At 61.0% G+C, this 17,808-nt stretch carries 20 protein-coding genes; 14 read left to right on the forward strand and 6 right to left on the reverse strand.

What is annotated here, in order from left to right; translation table 11 throughout:
• Window positions 1-47 precede the first annotated feature (47 nt).
• The gene (locus NKJ09_RS17360; RefSeq protein WP_352494398.1) at window positions 48-932 is read right to left on the reverse strand and encodes a hypothetical protein; all 885 of its coding nucleotides are present in this window, start codon (window positions 930-932) and stop codon (window positions 48-50) included.
• Window positions 933-1,291: 359 nt separating this feature from the next.
• Here NKJ09_RS17360 and NKJ09_RS17365 point away from each other — a divergent pair, with 359 nt between their 5' ends.
• Together NKJ09_RS17365 and NKJ09_RS17370 are read left to right on the forward strand one after the other, a co-directional pair.
• Window positions 1,292-1,534 carry a DUF2905 domain-containing protein gene (locus NKJ09_RS17365; RefSeq protein WP_352494339.1) on the forward strand — a complete coding sequence of 81 codons (243 nt, stop codon included), beginning with the start codon at window positions 1,292-1,294 and terminating at the stop codon, window positions 1,532-1,534.
• Between the two features lie 379 nt (window positions 1,535-1,913).
• Window positions 1,914-2,039 carry a hypothetical protein gene (locus NKJ09_RS17370; protein WP_352494338.1) on the forward strand — a complete coding sequence of 42 codons (126 nt, stop codon included), beginning with the start codon at window positions 1,914-1,916 and terminating at the stop codon, window positions 2,037-2,039.
• A 241-nt stretch (window positions 2,040-2,280) separates the two neighbouring features.
• Here the strand turns inward: NKJ09_RS17370 and NKJ09_RS17375 are convergent, their stop codons facing one another.
• Window positions 2,281-2,541: a DUF3072 domain-containing protein gene (locus NKJ09_RS17375; protein ID WP_352494337.1), complete on the reverse strand. Its 261-nt coding sequence runs from the start codon at window positions 2,539-2,541 to the stop codon at window positions 2,281-2,283.
• Between the two features lie 268 nt (window positions 2,542-2,809).
• On the opposite strand from NKJ09_RS17375, the gene NKJ09_RS17380 reads away from it, so the two are divergent.
• The gene (locus NKJ09_RS17380; RefSeq protein ID WP_352515846.1) at window positions 2,810-3,850 is read left to right on the forward strand and encodes a GSU2403 family nucleotidyltransferase fold protein; all 1,041 of its coding nucleotides are present in this window, start codon (window positions 2,810-2,812) and stop codon (window positions 3,848-3,850) included.
• A gap of 227 nt (window positions 3,851-4,077) precedes the next feature.
• Here NKJ09_RS17380 and NKJ09_RS17385 read toward each other — a convergent pair whose 3' ends face one another.
• Together NKJ09_RS17385 and NKJ09_RS17390 are read right to left on the reverse strand one after the other, a co-directional pair.
• Entirely contained in the window at window positions 4,078-4,458 is a 381-nt protein-coding gene (locus NKJ09_RS17385) for a type II toxin-antitoxin system VapC family toxin (protein ID WP_352494335.1), read from the reverse strand.
• On the reverse strand, window positions 4,458-4,715 hold the full coding sequence (locus NKJ09_RS17390) for a type II toxin-antitoxin system VapB family antitoxin (protein WP_352494334.1): 258 nt from the start codon (window positions 4,713-4,715) through the stop codon (window positions 4,458-4,460). Before NKJ09_RS17390 ends, NKJ09_RS17385 begins: the two co-directional genes overlap by 1 nt.
• 513 nt (window positions 4,716-5,228) lie before the next feature.
• On the opposite strand from NKJ09_RS17390, the gene trbB reads away from it, so the two are divergent.
• The 11 genes from trbB (at window position 5,229) to NKJ09_RS17445 (ending at window position 14,983) form a co-directional block, all read left to right on the forward strand.
• Entirely contained in the window at window positions 5,229-6,194 is a 966-nt protein-coding gene (trbB, locus tag NKJ09_RS17395) for a P-type conjugative transfer ATPase TrbB (RefSeq protein WP_502901317.1), read from the forward strand.
• Window positions 6,195-6,268: 74 nt separating this feature from the next.
• Complete coding sequence (locus tag NKJ09_RS17400) at window positions 6,269-6,532, forward strand: TrbC/VirB2 family type IV secretion system protein (RefSeq protein ID WP_254818676.1); 264 nt, start codon at window positions 6,269-6,271, stop codon at window positions 6,530-6,532.
• A complete protein-coding gene (locus tag NKJ09_RS17405) occupies window positions 6,532-6,795 on the forward strand; it encodes a VirB3 family type IV secretion system protein (RefSeq protein ID WP_352494331.1) in 264 nt (87 codons plus the stop codon). The genes NKJ09_RS17400 and NKJ09_RS17405 overlap by 1 nt, the downstream gene beginning before the upstream one ends.
• Before the next feature lie 10 nt (window positions 6,796-6,805).
• On the forward strand, window positions 6,806-9,313 hold the full coding sequence (gene trbE / locus NKJ09_RS17410) for a conjugal transfer protein TrbE (RefSeq protein WP_352763101.1): 2,508 nt from the start codon (window positions 6,806-6,808) through the stop codon (window positions 9,311-9,313).
• Between the two features lie 32 nt (window positions 9,314-9,345).
• Entirely contained in the window at window positions 9,346-10,059 is a 714-nt protein-coding gene (trbJ, locus tag NKJ09_RS17415; RefSeq protein WP_352494397.1) for a P-type conjugative transfer protein TrbJ, read from the forward strand.
• A 12-nt stretch (window positions 10,060-10,071) separates the two neighbouring features.
• Window positions 10,072-10,440 carry a putative entry exclusion protein TrbK-alt gene (gene trbK-alt / locus NKJ09_RS17420; protein WP_352494329.1) on the forward strand — a complete coding sequence of 123 codons (369 nt, stop codon included), beginning with the start codon at window positions 10,072-10,074 and terminating at the stop codon, window positions 10,438-10,440.
• On the forward strand, window positions 10,437-11,807 hold the full coding sequence (trbL, locus tag NKJ09_RS17425) for a P-type conjugative transfer protein TrbL (RefSeq protein WP_352494328.1): 1,371 nt from the start codon (window positions 10,437-10,439) through the stop codon (window positions 11,805-11,807). Before trbK-alt ends, trbL begins: the two co-directional genes overlap by 4 nt.
• Window positions 11,804-12,490: a conjugal transfer protein TrbF gene (gene trbF / locus NKJ09_RS17430; RefSeq protein WP_352494327.1), complete on the forward strand. Its 687-nt coding sequence runs from the start codon at window positions 11,804-11,806 to the stop codon at window positions 12,488-12,490. The genes trbL and trbF overlap by 4 nt, the downstream gene beginning before the upstream one ends.
• Window positions 12,487-13,551 (forward strand): P-type conjugative transfer protein TrbG, encoded by a 1,065-nt coding sequence (trbG, locus tag NKJ09_RS17435; protein WP_352515847.1) that lies wholly within the window; start codon window positions 12,487-12,489, stop codon window positions 13,549-13,551. Before trbF ends, trbG begins: the two co-directional genes overlap by 4 nt.
• Window positions 13,548-14,759 carry a TraB/TrbI/VirB10 family type IV secretion system protein gene (locus NKJ09_RS17440; RefSeq protein WP_352515848.1) on the forward strand — a complete coding sequence of 404 codons (1,212 nt, stop codon included), beginning with the start codon at window positions 13,548-13,550 and terminating at the stop codon, window positions 14,757-14,759. Before trbG ends, NKJ09_RS17440 begins: the two co-directional genes overlap by 4 nt.
• A complete protein-coding gene (locus tag NKJ09_RS17445; RefSeq protein WP_352515849.1) occupies window positions 14,756-14,983 on the forward strand; it encodes a DUF2274 domain-containing protein in 228 nt (75 codons plus the stop codon). Before NKJ09_RS17440 ends, NKJ09_RS17445 begins: the two co-directional genes overlap by 4 nt.
• Window positions 14,984-15,424: 441 nt before the next feature.
• On the opposite strand, the gene NKJ09_RS17450 is transcribed toward NKJ09_RS17445, so the two are convergent.
• Both NKJ09_RS17450 and NKJ09_RS17455 read right to left on the reverse strand, forming a co-directional pair.
• Entirely contained in the window at window positions 15,425-16,405 is a 981-nt protein-coding gene (locus NKJ09_RS17450) for an ATP-binding protein (protein WP_502901315.1), read from the reverse strand.
• Between the two features lie 222 nt (window positions 16,406-16,627).
• Window positions 16,628-17,515: a LysR family transcriptional regulator gene (locus NKJ09_RS17455; protein WP_352609269.1), complete on the reverse strand. Its 888-nt coding sequence runs from the start codon at window positions 17,513-17,515 to the stop codon at window positions 16,628-16,630.
• Between the last annotated feature and the right edge of the window lie 293 nt (window positions 17,516-17,808).

A 17,808-nucleotide genomic window follows, 5' to 3' on the forward strand; every position in this document is an offset into this window, starting at 1 on the left:
ATCACAATGGCAACCGGACAGACGCTGGAAGCGCCGGGCCTGAAAGGCTAGAACGATGACACAAGCTTTGCCCTTCTTCGCGCCAGGCTTCGAGCTTTTTGGCGAGCGATCCTGAGCTCGGGCAGCGTTGGCTGCCACCAGCCTCGTTGCCGTTCCGCTAACTCGGCAGCACGCCGAGCGGGCCATGTTCTAATCAATTCAGCCAACGTCGCCGGACGCCATCTGCCCCAGACATGGTCGACGTCCGCCTCGATCAAATGCGGATAGAACGCTGCTAATTCCGAGGCGTCTACGAGTTCACCCGAAATGTCGGTGAAGACGACGATGCCGTATTGCTCCGTCGCCACGGTAAGGCCAAGCCGGGGTAAATCGTCAGCAGGCAATGGATAGCGACGTCGCCTGCGTTCGGCATACCGCAATCTAGCGGCTTTATATTCCTCGGAGTCTTTGGACGCTTCCCGTCGCCGTTTCCTCTCGTCCGGTTCTGCGCGGCCTGCGGCCCTTTCGATGCTTGGCCAATGGCGCCTCAACTCCTCGTATGAGCGGAAAGGCACCCTCCAGGCCCGCAGTTCGTCGTCCCAGCTCGCCCATGGAACGGCTCGCAGTTCCTCGAGGACCGTCCGCGAATATGGCGTGCGGATGCGCAGGTCGTCCGCGATTTCCAGATACCGGCTCGACAGGGGATCGAAGGCGAAAGCATCCCGTCCCTTGCTGTCATCATGTGCTCCTCCTAGATCCGCCTCTTGCGCAAGCCAGCGCTGGATCCGCCGCGCTGCAGTCTTTCCCGGCACGAACCAGCTTCTGCGCTCGTCGCTCCACCTGGCGCGCGGGAATGTCTGTCGAAACCGCTCAACCGCCGCTCGATCGTACGGAAAGCGCGCTTCGGCACCAGGAGCTGTCTGCGGTGCAGCAGGGGCGTCAGATTTTTCCATCAGATTGCGAAGCACAGCACTGCTCGCAAAGAACGCGGTGCAGGTCATTTGGGTCCAAGACCACCAGAACGTATGGTCTGCCCGCAAGGGGAAGCCAATGAGGCGATCGGTGAACTGCTCAACGCGCCAGCGTGGAGAAACCTTCGCCGCGCCGGACCGTTTATTCTGCTCCAGGAGAGGTCCATTCATGCCCAGACGAGATGCAAAAAATCCAACGGCCAGACAGCCAACGAGCCCTCGTTCGCGTCCCTTGAAAGGTGAGGAGACGGAAGTGAACCACATCGTCGAAACGCAAAGTATATCGCCAGTCCAGGCGCGGGAGCTTGTGCGGCGCCACGGAAACGATTGGCGTAAGATCGATGAAGCCGCCAAATCTTATAAGGACGACAGCTGATGCCGCCATGTCCAGAACTCTGATTGTCATTGGTTTGATCATAGTTGCCATCGGCCTATTGTGGCCCTGGTTGTCGCGGGTCGGTCTGGGCAAATTGCCCGGTGACATCGTGATCCAACGTGAGAACTTCACGTTTTATGCTCCGATCGGCACCGGGATTCTGATCAGCATCGTGCTCTCGTTTGTTCTGTGGCTACTCAACCGATAGCGAGGACGGCGAGCCCGCGTCGCCGGAGGAAAAGAACGACGCGGGCCGATCGGAGCTATCCGATTTGGCAGCAAAAATATGAGGGAAAGAGTTTGCTGCGTGGGCAGAACTTTCCCTGCGCGCCGGTGTTCCATCGCGTGAGGAAAAGCCCGCCGCACAGTTTGATGCGGCGGGGCCGATCAAGCGCTGTTGCAGGGCGGGGGCTCGGGGTCGGGCATGCCCGGTGCCCGCGGATCAAGGAAACTTTAGATGCATCAGTTGCAATGCGTCCACCAACCGACGGTTGGAGAACACGAAGTTTGATTCCGAGAGCTTTGCCGGGAACTCAGCCTTGGCGCGGCACGTTGCTAAGTCGTTGCCTTCGCAAAGGATGCATGCAATGGCGAAAGACATATCTCGCGAGGAAGAGCAACGCGGCTCCGAAAAAGTCCTCATCTGGGGCGCTGCAATCGCCCTTATCCTTTTTGTGTCGCTGCTGGCCATATCCCTCATCGGGACGTCCTGATCTGTTTCGACTGCAGGATTGGACCGGCGGGCGCGAGGTCTTGGCGAGCGTAGAGGGATGCCGGGCTGCTGCACCCTATAAGCCGCTCCCTTCCGCCGTTTTGTCGTCTCGATCGCAAGTCGAGCAGCAACGCGCTCAATTCAGAAAAACTAATTGCGCGGGTCACAACCTGCAGCAAAACTGTCCCAATCCGACCCGATCGGCTGTCCTTCGCCGGGAGACGAAAAGCCACAAGCGGACGCTACAGGCCTAACTTCTCCCGGAGTACATCAATGCGTTTAGAAGCTTCCGCCTTGCTGAGGCCGTCCGCATAGGTGTCAGGGTCGTCGGCCTGTTCGGCCAGAGTTTTCAAATAGGAGGCTTGTGCGGGAGTCATTGGGTCATCTCCGCTGACCCAATCTTCCGGGTCCTTTTCGACATTTGCCGATTTCTCGATTTTTGGGTTGTGCCGGTCGCCCATGATCAATCTCCCTTGATGATCACCACAATGAGAAATGATCATGATTTGTTCCGCCACTTTGGTAGGCTTTCTCACACCGTTTGCACCGGCCCGGTCTGCGGATCGAATGGAACCAGCGAAGGCCGTGTCCGAGCGGCGCTTTTGCTTCGACTGCGTTGCCGTAGAAAAGCTGCTCCGTCGTCATATTTTCTAATTAATACAGCTACTTCAACAGTCGCAATGGAATCACGTGAGAGCTGTTGCAATTGGCCGCTCCGCCGCCTATTGTGTATTGCAACAGCTCGGAGCTAAATGCAGGGTAACTGTTGAATTGGCTGATTTTGTTGAATTAAATAACGATCAGCGTCGGGAAAAAGTCAATTCCGACCAACGCTTCATTGCGCTCAAGGAGGCCCAAAGAAAGGCGAAGAGCTTTCGGGGATCCCTCGTCTGGCACACCGTGAACGGCATTGACCACTTGATGCGAAGCTATTACGACGCCGCTGGCGTGCGACACCAAAAGGCAGAGGGTCGGCGCTCGCCGGCGAGCGAAGCTGTCAAGGCGGATTGGGAAACAGCTCGCGCGTCCGCCCAAGAAACGCTCTCTGCGCGACAGGAGCAGATGGAGCGCCAATCTGCTGTCAATCGCGCGCTCCGGCTTGGACGTGTTCCCCTGATCGCCGCAAGAATTATCAGGGCAATAGATAACGCCGGTCTTCTCGGGGAAGGCATTCGTATTGCCGGCACGAATGCGATCTACGCCTATGAGGCGGCGGCCGGCGTGTTCGTGGATCCCGGAATCACATCGACCCAAGATATCGATCTCCTCATGGACTCGCGCCAGTCCCTCCGGATCATGTCTGGCGCCAACGTCGAACATGGAGCGCTCATCAACCTTTTGCGCAAGGTCGATCGGTCTTTCGAGCGTTCATCCGCCACGTTCCGCGCGGTGAACCGCGACGGATACCTCGTGGATCTGATCAAACCGCTTGCAAACCCGGCGTGGAAGCCGAGCCGGGAAACTGTCGGGAAGGCCGAGGACGAATTGGTGGCCGCCGAGATCGCCGGCCTGGCATGGCTGGAAAATGCCCCTGCTTTCGAAGCAATCGCCATCGATGAAAAAGGCGGACCGTTGCGGCTCGTGGTTCCCGATCCGCGTATTTTTGCCGCTCACAAATTCTGGGTCTCAAAACGAGCTGATCGCGAGCCAATCAAGCGCCGTCGCGACTTGGCCCAAGCGCAAGTGGTTGCCTGGCTGACGACGCAATATCTCGAGCATCTCCCCTACAAAGCAAGCGAGCTTCGGGTCCTACCAAGGGCCGTTTTCGACGAGGCCCATCATTTATTCGCGCGACCAGCGTCGCGGCCGTGAATGTCTGAGCTACAAGTTGGCCGGCTGGATTGGCCCTCAACTTCCAACCGATCGAAGACGCGGCCCAGCAGCGCCAGATCGGAGGGACGAAAGACGCCAGCTTGCTCTGCTTTGGGACCAATTGGCATGACACCCCTTGATGCAGGCCCAGCCGACAGAATCGAAACTAATTGGGCGCTATTACAGGGTTCAAGCTGGAGACAGCCGATGATCTTAGAGTCTCGTGCTCATGCCGGTTCGATATCCGTTTGGGAGAAGTCTTTGCCGATGAAAAGTAGCGGTTCGTCTGCACGCTTTGCCAAAGCATAGGAGAGGCAATCGGCAAAATTCAGTGCCGCCGGGTGGTGGCCTTTGCCGTAGGTCAGCCAACCCTGGGTCGCCAGATCAACCAAGTCGACAGGAATGATGTCGGCCTCGATTTTGCGCAGCCAAAGATCGATCTCGGCCAACGCGTGTTCGCCGCGCCTGCTGACCAGCACCATGCGTGCCTCGAGCACGCAGGTTGCCGGGACGAGACGGATTGGGTCGGAGACCAGCGCTCGTTCCAGCCTTGTTGCCTCAGGCTCGCTCCGAAGGATCGCTACAACGGCTGAGGTATCGATCACCATCAGTTAGGGATTCCATGCTCGTCATACCCGATGATCTCCTCGTCGCTGCGACTATCCAGTTCAGGTAATCGCGCCACTCTTTCTCGGATGGCGCGCAATTCAGCCAGCAGACGCTCCTGCGCGGTCTCTCCAAAGCCCAAGCGATGCAAGCGCTCGCTAAGGGCCTGATGAATGGCTGCTGTCTTGCTGATAGCCTGGCGGCGTGCGAGTTCATCGGCGAGAGCAACGGTGGCCGGATTTTTGATGTTCAGGGACACGAGAAACTCCAAAATCTACCTTTCAGGCAATTTCCACCATAGCCCACTAGGCTCTTCAACATACGTCCTGCCTTGCCTATACCCGTACTGGATTGACCACGACAGTCGCCTGGCCGGCGCCTGCCGAGCCGCTGATCCTCCGTTGGGATGCCAACCCTGAATGTCGGGCGGTCGATGACACTGGTCATGGGTCTCGATCGGCGAAAGCGATCCGTGTTGGTCGATGCCGAGCAGCAGATAGGCCTTCTCGTAGATATAGCCGCCTGTTCTTTTTGAGCGGCGATGGCCAGTCGGGCGCCGGGTTGCTGAGCTATCGCGGTCGCGGCACAGCATTTCGCAAGTCTCTGCACGTCATGCCACGATGGTCGGTTTTGCTTGTTGCAAGGCCGGCGCTCCTGCCTTTTCTAATGATCCCCGACCGCGGCACGAACCAGTCCGCCGCGAGAAACGGGGACCATCGTGGCCACCAACCATCATGCCAGCAAGGGAGGAGCGGTGTCGCGCGGCACGCGCATGCTGCGCACCGCTCTCGGCCCGGCCATAGCAGGCTTCCTCGACGATCCGGCCATCGTCGAGGTGATGCTTAATCCCGATGGTCGCCTCTGGGTTGATCGCCTCACCGAAGGACTTGTTGCAAGCAATGAAATACTGATCGCGGCCGACGGCGAACGGATCGTCAGGCTGGTCGCGCACCATGTCGGTGCGGAGGTGCATTCGGGCTCGCCGCGCGTTTCGGCTGAACTGCCCGGGACCGGTGAACGGTTCGAAGGCCTGTTGCCGCCTGTCGTCACGGCACCAACATTCGCCATCCGCAAGCCGGCAGTCGCGGTGTTTACGCTTCAAGACTATGTCGCCGCCGGCATCATGACCGAAGGCCAGGCTGACGCCCTGCAGCTTGCCGTGGAGACACGGAAGAACGTGCTGGTGGCCGGCGGCACATCGACGGGCAAGACCACGCTGGTCAACGCGCTTTTGGCGGAGGTGGCTAAAACCGCCGAGCGCGTCGTGCTGATCGAGGACACACGCGAGTTGCAGTGTGCTGCGCCCAATCTTGTAGCGCTGCGCACCAAGGACGGTGTCGCCTCGCTGTCCGATCTGGTGAAGTCGTCCCTGCGGCTTCGGCCCGATCGCATCCCGATCGGCGAGGTACGCGGCGCCGAAGCGCTCGATCTGTTGAAGGCATGGGGCACCGGGCATCCCGGCGGCATCGGCACTATTCACGCCAATTCTGCCATTGGCGCATTGCGGCGACTGGAGCAGCTCGTGCAGGAGGCCGTCGTTACGGTCCCGCGCGCGCTGATCGCCGAAACCATAGATCTCATCGCGGTTCTCGCCGGCCGTGGCTCAGCGCGCCGGCTCGTCGAGATCGCCTTGGTCGACGGGCTCGATCCGGCCACCGGCGACTACCGCACCCTGGAAGCAAATCTCGAGACCACAACGGCCCTGAATCACCACTCGCCCTATGGAGCTTCAGAATGACCCTCATTCCCTTCAATTCATCGGCTATCCGTAAGCTTGCTGTGGAGCTGTCGTATGCGGCGACCGCTGCGATCATGATGATTGCACCTGCCCACGCTGCCGGTTCCTCCATGCCCTGGGAGGAGCCGCTTCAGCAAATTCTCGAATCGATCGAGGGACCAGTCGCCAAGATCGTGGCGGTGATCATCATCATCATCACCGGCCTTTCGCTCGCCTTCGGCGACACGTCAGGCGGATTTCGCCGCCTGATCCAGATCGTCTTCGGGCTGTCGATCGCTTTCGCGGCAAGTTCGTTCTTCCTGTCCTTTTTCTCCTTCGGCGGCGGAGCGCTGATCTGATGGAGGAGGAAGTCCGTGGCTTTTTCGCGCCGATTCATCGCGCACTCACCGAACCGATCCTGCTCGGCGGCGCGCCGCGCGCGGTCGCGATTGCCAACGGCACGCTGGCCGGCGCGGTCGGATTGGGACTTCGTTTGTGGATCGCCGGGCTCATCATCTGGGCAGTCGGGCATCTCATGGCCGTCTGGGCGGCAAAGCGCGATGCGCAATTCGTCGATGTGGTTCGCCGACACCTGCGCTACCCCACGCATTTCGGCTGTTGAGCTCCTCATCATGATGAACCTCGCGGAATACCGAAAGAAGAGCGCCAGCCTCGCAGACTATCTGCCTTGGGCTGCCCTGGTTGCGCCGGGCGTGGTGCTCAACAAGGACGGCAGTTTTCAAAGTACGGCGCGTTTTCGCGGGCCGGATCTGGACTCCGCCACGCCCGCGGAGCTGGTCGGCACGACTGCGCGGCTCAACGGCGCGCTGCGCCGGCTGGGCTCCGGCTGGGCAATCTTTGTCGAAGCGCAGCGCAATCCTGCCAGCAGCTACCCTGACAGCCGGTTCCCGGATTGCGCGTCCGCGCTTCTCGACATCGAGCGTCGGGAACAGTTCGGAGCCTCCGGCGTGCTGTTTGAAAGCAGCTACTTCCTCACTTTCGTGTGGCTGCCTCCGGCCGAGGAAGCGTCGCGAGTAGAGAGCTTCCTCTACGAAGGCCGGGAAAAGGCGGGCGTCGATCCCTGGGAGCTCCTGAAGACATTTGTCGATCGCACCGAGCGCGTGCTCAACCTCATCGAAGGCTTCGTTCCCGAAGCTTGCTGGCTCGATGACGGCGAGACACTGAGTTACCTGCACTCAACCATTTCGACCAAGCGGCATCGCGTTCGCGTGCCAGAAACGCCGATGCATCTCGACGTTTTGCTTGTCGATCAGCCGTTGGCCGGGGGCTTGGAGCCGAGGCTTGGCGATGCGCATCTGCGCACACTCACCGTCACCGGGTTCCCGACGATGACCTTCCCGGGGATTCTTGACGATCTTAATCGGCTTGCCTTCCCCTACCGCTGGTCCACGCGCGCGATCATGCTGGACAAGACCGACGCGACCAAGTTGGTGACGAAGATACGCCGTCAGTGGTTCGCGAAACGGAAATCCGTCGCCGCGATCCTTAAGGAGGTGATGACCAACGAAGCGTCCGTCCTCGTCGACACGGACGCCGCCAACAAGGCGGCCGATGCGGACGCGGCGCTGCAGGACCTGGGCTCTGACCAGATCGGCGAAGCCTATGTCACCGCCACCGTGACAGTCTGGGATACCGATCCCTCGATTGCCGACGAAAAGCTGCGTCTGGTCGAAAAGATCATTCAGGGCAGGGACTTCACCTGTATCACCGAAGGTGTCAACGCTGTCGAAGCTTGGCTGGGCGGCATTCCTGGCCATGCCTATGCCAATATTCGCCAGCCGCCGCTTTCGACGCTCAACCTCGCGCACATGATTCCGCTCTCCGCGGTCTGGGCAGGTCCGATCGAGGACGAGCACTTTGGCGCCCCGCCGCTGTTCTTTGCCAGAACGGAGGGCGCCACACCGTTCCGGTTCAGCCTGCATGTTGGCGATGTCGGTCACACCCTCGTCATCGGCCCGACCGGCGCCGGCAAGTCGGTCCTGTTGGCGATGATCGCGCTTCAGTTCCGGCGTTACCAGAACAGCCAGCTCTTTGCCTTCGATTTCGGCGGCTCAATCCGCGCTGCCATGCTCGCCATGAATGGTAATTGGCACAGTCTCGGAAGCAATGCTGAAAGCGGGCAGGTGTCTGACGATCCGTTGCCCTTGCTCACCTTGGCCGATCTGTCGAGCGATGTCGGTACCGTGTCGCTACAGCCGCTTGCCCGCATCCATCATACACCAGAGCGGGCCTGGGCGGCCGACTGGCTTATCGATATTCTAGTGCGCGAGGGCGTACCCATCACGCCGCAGGTCAAGGAACATCTGTGGTCGGCGCTGACATCGCTGGCTTCTGCGCCAGTCCAGGAGAGGACGCTGACTGGCCTGTCCGTGCTGCTGCAGTCTTCGCCGCTCAAACAGGCGCTTGGCCCCTACTGCATCGGCGGCGCTTATGGCCGGCTGCTTGATGGCGAGCATGAGCGTCTCGGCGACGCCTCCGTCCAAGCGTTCGAAACCGAGGGCCTGATCGGCACGGGTGCTGCTCCCGCGGTACTTGCCTATCTTTTCCACCGCCTCGAGCAGAGGATGGACGGCCGGCCAACACTGCTGCTCATCGACGAGGGCTGGCTGGCGCTCGATGATGGCGGTTTCGCTGACCAGCTGCGCGAATGGCTGAAGACGCTGAGAAAGAAGAACGCCAGCGTGGTCTTCGCCACGCAGTCGCTTTCCGACATCGACGGATCGCCAATTGCGCCGGCAATAGTCGAAAGCTGCCCGACGCGGCTGTTCTTGCCGAACGAGCGCGCCATCGAGCCGCAGATCACCGAGGTCTACCGACGCTTTGGCCTCAACGATCGCCAGATCGAGATCATCGCCAGGGCGATTCCGAAGCGCGACTATTACTGTCAAAGCCGCCGCGGCAACCGTCTGTTTGAACTGGGGCTCGGTCCGATCGCGCTGGCGCTTTGCGCCACATCGTCCAAATCGGACCAGGCTGCGATCGACCGGATAATCGCCGAGGCCGGCCGAGACCATTTCCTCGAGGCCTGGCTAGCAGAGCGCGGTCTCTCCTGGGCTGCCGACCTCATCCCAGATCTCACCAACGTGATCGAACAGTCCACAGAGGAGATTTCGTCATGAATTTCGTTCTTGCAGGCAGCCCTATCCGTCGCATGGCGGCAGCCGGTGCCATTGCGGTCGCCACGGCGCTGTCATCGGCACCAGCATCGGCGCTGATTGTGTTCGATCCCAGGAACTACGCCGAAAACCTGCTCTCGGCATCGCGTGCCCTGGAGCAGATCCACAACCAGATCACCTCGCTGCAAAACGAAGCGCAGATGCTGATCAATCAGGCCAAGAATCTCACGTCGCTGCCGACCTCACTGCTTGGCCAGATTGAGGCCAATTTTTCCGAGATGAAGAGCCTGCTCGGCGAGGCCGAGAAGCTGGCCTATAGCGTCCAGGACATCGAGAGCCAGTTTACCTCCACTTACACGAATTTCGGTTCGGATCTCTCCAGCCAGCAGCTTGTCGAGGGTGCGCGTCAGCGCTGGCAGACCTCGGTGTCTGCCTTCGAGCATTCGCTGAAAACCGGCGCCGTCGCCGTCGACAACATCGCAGGGACACAAGAGCAGACGAGTGTGCTGGTCAGCGCCAGCCAATCGGCTGTCGGCGTGCTGCAGGCGACGCAAGCCGGTAACCAGCTTCTTGCCGTGCAGGCCAAGCAAGTTGCCGATCTCACCGCGATGCTGGCCGCACAAGGAAGGGCCGACGCCCTTGAGCAGGCGAGGAGGGCAGCAGCGCAGGAGCAGGCACGCGAACAGTTCAGCCGTTTCATGACGGGCCGCACCTACAGCCCGTCATCCGTAAGAATGTTCCACGACTGAGGCGAAGACCGCATGGATCTCAAGATCGCCGCCCGGATAACAGCCGTTCTTTCACTTGGCGCCGCCATGACCGCCGCCTTCATGGTGCTGCGCGGCGACGGCTCGCGAGACGCGTCCTCCCCGCGCTCCGCACATCCGGGCGGCGAGCCGGCAAGAGTCGAACTTGGCCGATGCCGGGACATTGGCATGGCGGCGATTGATGATGACACCTGCAGGAAAGCCTGGGCTGAAAGCCGCCGACGTTTCCTACGGCCATCCCGCCCGATCGTGCCAAACGTGGCTCCATCGATCGAAAAGGACCCGAGCCGGGTGCCACCGCTCCAACCGCCAACGCCGCCGTTCGCGGAAGACCGGCCTTATCCCGAAACGGTTGCGCCATGAACGACACCGGGGTGATCGATCGCTTCCTCGAGACTTTCACTCGCTACATCGATTCCGGCTTTGGTCTGCTCGGTGGTGAAATCGCGTTTCTCACTTCGACCCTGATTGTCCTCGACATCACACTGGCCGGCCTGTTCTGGGCCTGGGGTGCTGATGAGGACGTGCTGCACCGGCTGGTGAAGAAGACGCTCTACATCGGGTTCTTCGCCTTCGTCATCGGCAACTTCAACCGTCTTGCCGGGATCGTTTTCGAGAGCTTTTCCGGGCTCGGCCTGAAGGCTGGAGGCTCGGCACTTTCAGGCTCGGCATTGCTGCAGCCAGGCCGCGTTGCGCAAGTCGGCATCGATGCCGGCAATCCGATCCTCGAGGCTGCCAGCCAATTGATGGGCTACGTCTCGTTCTTCGAGAATTTCGTCCAGATCGTAGTGCTGATGATCGCCTGGGCGATCGTACTGATTGCGTTCTTTCTTCTGGCTGTCCAGATCTTCGTCACACTGGTCGAATTCAAGCTGACGACGCTTGCCGGGTTTGTGCTGCTCCCCTTTGCGCTGTTCAACCGGACCACTTTCCTTGCCGAAAAAGTGCTCGGCAACATCGTTGCCTCCGGCGTCAAGATCCTGGTCCTTGCCGTCATCGTCGGCATCGGCTCGGGCCTGTTCGGCGAGTTCACCCAGGGCTTCGGCGCTGAGCAGCCCACTATCACGGATGCGCTGTCGCTTGTCCTGGGCGCTCTGTCGCTGATGGGGCTGTCGATCTTCGGTCCCGGCATTGCGACGGGGCTGGTCTCTGGTGCCCCGCAATTGGGCGCAGGTGCCGCTGTTGGCACGAGCCTCGTCGCTGGCGGCCTTGGCGTGGCTGGCGCTGCGGGTGCCCATGCTGCAATAGGCGGTGCTGCAGGCGCGCTCAACGCCGGTGGGCGTGTATCGGCAGCAGCCGCACGCGGCGGCGCACACCTGGCCGGCAGCACTTCGGCCGCCTGGGAGCTTGGCGCAGGGACATCTGGAAGAGGTGGTGCAGGCTCAGTCGCGGCCGGCATGGCGGGTATCGCAAAGGTTGGTGCCAGCGCTGCCGTTCAACCCGTCAAGCAGGCGATGTCACGCGCCGCGTCAGCCCTGTCCGACAGCTACGAGGCCGGCCGCTTTGCGGCTTTGAATGCGGCGAGTGGGGAGCAATCGTCGCGAACGGCTTCCTCCGGTGAATGGCCGACCACCGAAGCCAATGCCGACTCTGCGCCCGCATGGGCAAAACGCATGAAGCGCGGCCAGGCTATGAGCCACGGAGCCAGCATCGCCGCGCATTCGATCCACTCGAGCAATGATAGCGGCGGCTCGATGAATGTTTCCCTCGATCAGGACGACCGCCGATGAACCTCTTTCGACGCCCTTTTGTTCGTTACGGAAAAACGCCTCACCCTGAGACGCCATATCGGCGCGCAGCCCAGATTTGGGACGAGCGCATCGGCTCGGCTCGCGTCCAGGCGAAGAACTGGCGGCTGATGGCCTTCGGCTCGCTCGTCCTGGCCGGCGGTTTTGCATCCGCATTGGTCTGGCAATCGACGCGCGGCTCAGTGGTTCCCTGGGTGGTTCAGGTCGACAAGTTTGGCGAGGCGCAGCTTGTCGCCCCCGCCGTTGCCGACTATCGGCCGACCGATCCGCAGATCGCGTGGCATCTGGCCCGCTTCATCGAACAGGTCAGAAGCATTCCGGCCGACCCGGTCATCGTTCGCCAAAACTGGCTGCGCGCCTACGATTACACCACAGACCGTGGCGCCATTTCACTCAATGATTATGCACGCTTGAACGACCCGTTTGCCAAATTGGGCAAACTCCAGATCGCGATCGAGGTTTCCAGCGTCATCCGTGCTACGTCCGATTCCTTTCGCGTCGCCTGGATCGAGCGCCGCTACGAGAATGGCAACCTGGCCGGCAGCGAGCGCTGGACCGCAATCCTCACAATCGTGATTCAGCAACCCCGCGACGCTGACCGGCTCAAAGCCAATCCGCTTGGCGTCTATGTCAACGCCATCAGCTGGTCGAAGGAGTTTTCATGATGCGTGCAGCACCAACAAGAACGTCGGCGAGACCGGCCACGCGCAGTGCGCCCAAGGCACGCGGGCTTGCCCTGGCACTGCTGTCGGCAACAGCGCTCGCCGGGTGTGCATCGAAGAAATACATTCCGCCGCAGATCGCCTATGACGATCCGGTGCCTGCCGTGCGCACGATCGACCCGCCTGGTCCTGTGAAGATAATGGAATTGCCGAAACCGCTTCCGCTACCAGGTCAGTTGAAACCGGTCGAGGCCACTAAGGTGAAGCTGGAGCCCACCGATCCGAAGCAGCGGATCAGCCAGGCCAATGAGGCAGCAAGAATGCAGCCGGTTCGCGACGGCTTCGTCAACGCCATCCAGCTCTATCCCTGGAGTGAGGGCGCGCTCTACCAGATCTATGCCGCGCCCGGCCAGGTCACCGACATCGCCTTGCAGCCCGGCGAGCAGCTCGTCGGCTCCGGGCCTGTTGCCGCCGGCGACACGGTGCGCTGGATCATCGGCGACACACAAAGCGGGGCAGGGGAGCGCCAGCAGGTCCATATTCTTGTGAAGCCGACACGGCCGGATCTGCAGACCAATCTCATCATCAACAGCGACCGCCGCACCTATCATCTCGAGCTGCGCTCGACCGAAAAGACCTACATGGCTTCGGTCTCCTGGCAGTACCCACAGGACCAGCTGATTGCGCTGCGGCGCCAGAATGCGCAGGCTTCCGCCGCACAGCCGGTCGCGTCCGGCGTCGACATCCAGAAACTGAATTTTCGCTATCGTATCGAGGGCGACACGGCGCCCTGGCGGCCGCTTCGCGCCTTCGATGACGGTGCAAAAGTCTACATCGAGTTCCCGTCAGGCATAGGGCAGGGCGAAATGCCGCCGCTCTTTGTTATCGGCCCATCGGGTGGCTCGGAACTGGTCAACTACCGGGCTCGCCAGAATTACTACGTCGTCGATCGGCTGTTTGCCGCCGCTGAATTGAGGCTCGGCGACAAGACGAGCGAAAAGCGCGTCCGTATCGTGCGTGCAGACGGGAAACGAACCTCGCCCGGCACGAGGCTGTTCCGGTGAGTGACCCTGCAAATGCACCCAACCAGGACATTCGAGCGGAACTGCGCCTGCGGCCAGAGCCGGCCAGGGTCACGCGATTGTCGCGCAAGATGCTGTTAGGCGTTGGTGGAATTGCCAGCGCTGCGATCCTCGGCACGTTGATTTGGGCGCTCGACACCAGACGGCGCGGAATCGAGAAACCACCCGAGCTCTTCACCACCGAAAACCGCTCAACGGCCGACGGGCTACAGAAGCTGCCGAAGGACTATGCCGGTGTTCCGCAACTCGGCCCCGCGCTGCCTGGCGATTTGGGCCGGCCGATCTTGCGTGCCCAGCAGCGCGGCCAGCCGGTTGGGGCGTCCAACGTCAGTGGACCGCGCGCCGATCCGGAAGAGCAGCGCCGACTGGCCGAGATCGAGGCCGCACGCGTGGCGAAGCTCTTCACCGATACAAGCACGAGAGCTGGTCCCGCACGACAGGGTGCTGGCAGCAGAGTCATAGAACCGGACACCCAATCTGGTCTGACTCTGCCTCCCGGGCCGCCACCGATCGATCCTGGTGCCGCGCAAAACATGCAGGATCGCAAGCTGGCCTTCGTCAATGCCGAGCCAGACGGTCGGACCGTCAGTCCCAATCGGCTCGCCGAGAAGGCCTCGCCCTATGTGGTGCAAGCCGGCACCGTCATTCCAGCTGCCCTTATCACCGGCATCCGCTCCGACCTGCCCGGCGAGATCACCGCTCAGGTGACGGAAAATGTCTACGACAGCCCGACAGGATCCCATCTCCTGATCCCGCAGGGTGCGAGGCTGATCGGCCAGTACGACAGCCAGGTCGCGTTCGGTCAGTCGCGCGTCCTGCTGGTGTGGAATCGGTTGATCATGCCCACCGGCGCTTCAATCGTGCTGGAGCGCCAGCAGGGCGCAGACGCGCAAGGATTTTCTGGGCTGGAGGACGAGGTCGACCATCATTGGAGCCAGATGTTCCGTGCCGCAGCGCTCTCCACGTTGCTCGGCATTGGGACATCGCTTGGGTCCAGCGATGACGAAAGCGAGATCGCCAAGGCCATCCGCGAAAGCGCGCAGGATTCGGCCTCCAATATTGGCCAGCAGCTGGTGCGCAATCAGCTCAATGTGCAGCCGACGCTCACCGTGAGGCCTGGTTTCCCGGTTCGCGTCATCGTCAATCACGACCTGGTGCTGGCGCCGTACGGCGCAAAGGATCCATCATGACCAAGCTGAAACTCTCTGCCATTCCCGATGACCGTGCGGTCAAAATCACGGCCGAACTGCCTGCCGCCGTTCATCGCGACCTTGTCGCTTATGCCGATGTGCTTGGCCGTGAAAGCGGCCAGACAATCGCAGATCCGGCAAAGCTGATCGCACCGATGCTGGCACGGTTCATGGCAACGGACAGGGCATTCGGCCGAATGCGTTCCAAGACGAAGTCAGGGTGATCAACGGCAGCGATCGGCCTGATGCCTGCTCGGCCTGACGGTTGTCCGCACTGAGAGCCACCCCGCATCTGCTCAAGATCAGCATTGCGGTCCGCCAGCGATCAAGGTCGCACCCTATGAAACCGGCCAGACGAACACGAAGGACAGCAGGGCTGACGGACCTGTAGGTGGCCTCATCTCAGACCAAACAAACGAACCGTCGACCTCACCATCGCCTCGAGCCTGGGACGAGTGGGGTCTTTTGAGCCTCCGCTCTGACGGGATGAATACCAAAGCCATTTTATTATGCTTCGCCAAGCAGCGCCTGGCCTAGGTCCTGCAGGGGCATCGCTTCGACGCCATGCCGGAGCGGAAAACGCTCCGATCCCGGGAAGACGACGATGCGCCGTGCCGGAGCAAGATCCTCGCAGGCTTGATGAAAACCCTTTTCCACCTTCGGCGTCAGGCTGCGCTTGACATGGCCCAGAGGCGTTGGCCCGGCAACGTGAGTAGCAGGTCGATCTCCGCGCCTGCGGTTGTTCGATAGAAATTGCTCAGCGTGCCGGCGGGGGCGGCGGCGGTCAGGGTTTCGATCACAAAGCCTTCCCAGGAGGCGCCGGCCACTGGGTGCCCAAGCACGTCTTCCTGCGTGGCGAGACCAAGCAGTGCATGGGTGATTCCGCTGTCGCGGACATAGACGCGCGGGGATTTCACCAAGCGCTTGCCGACATTGACATGCCAAGGTTCCAGCCGGCGAACCAGCAGGAGATCAACGAGTAGGGCGAGATAGGACGCGGCTGTCTTGGCGTCGACGCCGAGTGCGCGGGCGAACTCGGCAGCGTTGAGCAGGCCGGCTTGGTGGTGCGCCAGCATAGTCCAGAAGCGGCGCAGCGTCTCGGCCGGAATGCGCGGACCGAGGAGGGGATGTCGCGTTCCAGATAAGTGCGGATGAAATCCAGCCGCCATCGCTGGAAAGCTGTCGGGGAAGCCGCCGCGTACCCATAGCGGCCCAAGGTGGGCGACGCCGACCTCGAGGCCATCGATCGGATGCATTTCGAGATAGGCAATGCGGCCGGCAAGGGTCTCGCCTGACTGCCTCATAAGATCGATCGACGCCGAACCTAAGAGCAGGAACCGGCCGGCTTTGCGACCGCCATGCCGACCGCGGTCGATCAGCCCGCGTAGGCTCTGGAACAGGTTCGGTAGCCGGTGGACCTCGTCCAGGATAACCAGCTTGTCCGGATGCTCGGCCAGGTAAAGCTCCGGCTCGGCAAGCCGGGCGCGGTCAGCGTCCGATTCAAGGTCGAGATAGATCGAAGGACGCCGTTCGGCTATCTCCAGCGCCAGGGTTGTCTTGCCGACCTGACGCGGCCCGAGCAGCGCCACAGCCGGCATGCTATCCAGCATCTCGGTGAGTTCTGTGCTGATGCGGGGTTCAATCATCCTTGCAAGTATGGTTCCAGTTTTGCAAGGAAGAACCGCGGCCCGGCGGCGCGAGACGGGCGGAAGAGGAAGTGGCGTTAAAGCGCGGACGCCTTGGTTAGATTTGGCCCCGAACCGCTCAAACCGATGCTGACACGGTTCATGACAACAGACAGAGCGTTGCTAGGCCCCAACGCGCTCTGAAACCGGGTGACTGTTCGGGTCATGCCGGTCGGATGACTGTCAGGACGAATACCGATCGCGCAGGAATGTGATGAAGGTCGGCAGGGCAGGATTGGCGTTGTCGGGGCGCCAACGGGCTAAACTGGAGATCTGGATTGGTTTGCCCCCGATCCGCAGCTTACGACAGACCGCATCCTGAGGAACGCTGTCGGCATCTTGATCGTGGATCAGAGCGACTCCAAGCCCGTTTCCGACAAGGCGCAAAAGGATGCCCGCACTGACGTGATGTTCGACGATTGAAGGAAGCTGCACGCCGCGTCCAACAGTGTCGGCGAGCAGAAATGCTTCGCCCCTGCGCACCAGCAGCGTCTCTTGATGCAACTCGTGCCACTCGATCACGGAACGGCTTGCGAGAGAGTGATTTGAAGCGAGAACGACAGCCAAAGTGTCTTTCCACAGTGTCAGTTCGAATGCGCCGCCGGCAAATCGGGAGGAGGAGGTCACGACGATGTCGACCTGGGTGGCACCCAGAGTAGCCTCAGGCGAAGGGTAAGGACTCTCTGTCAAGCTGACGGTCACATTGGGATGAGATTGCCCGAACTCGATGATTGCATCCAAGGCTCGCCCGGCGAGGATGATCCCGTTGGAGCCGATGGAAAGCCTTTGTTGTTCATCTTTGGTGCCGGTTCTGGCCAGAGTGAGAGTATTATCAAGCTCGAGCAGAACGGAGCGCAGACGCTCCAAGAAGCGCGCGCCTGCCGGGGTTGGACCGACGCCGCGAGCATGGCGATGAAATATCCTCGTTCCCATCGCGTATTCGAGATCGCGGATGCGTCGGCTGAGCGCGGAGTGATCGATCCCTGTGCGTTGCGAGGCGCGAAGAAAGCTGCCCTCCTCCGCGACCACAAGTGCATAATTGAGGGTCGCGAGTTGGATGGAGCTCCGCATCTCTGCTCAAAGTCAAGTTGGCGACAAAACGCGTTTGAGCGCTTTTGGCCGCTGCGGGCTATCGCCAAATCTCAGTATTGACACAGGTGAGCAGTCCAACCCTCCTTACAAGAACAATAATGAAGACACCGTGCATGGCGCACTCGTTTCGGAACGGTTGTCCGCATGGCCAACCGCGCTCGGCGAGTGCTGCTGTGTCTAGTCGAGTATTGGGCGCCCTAATTGGTGGGGCGATCTTGTCTGTATCTTTGCATGATGCGCCTGCCAATGGCACTACCAAGATTTGGCGAGTG

The organism is Mesorhizobium sp. M0189 (assembly GCF_040322135.1).
GTDB lineage: Bacteria > Pseudomonadota > Alphaproteobacteria > Rhizobiales > Rhizobiaceae > Mesorhizobium.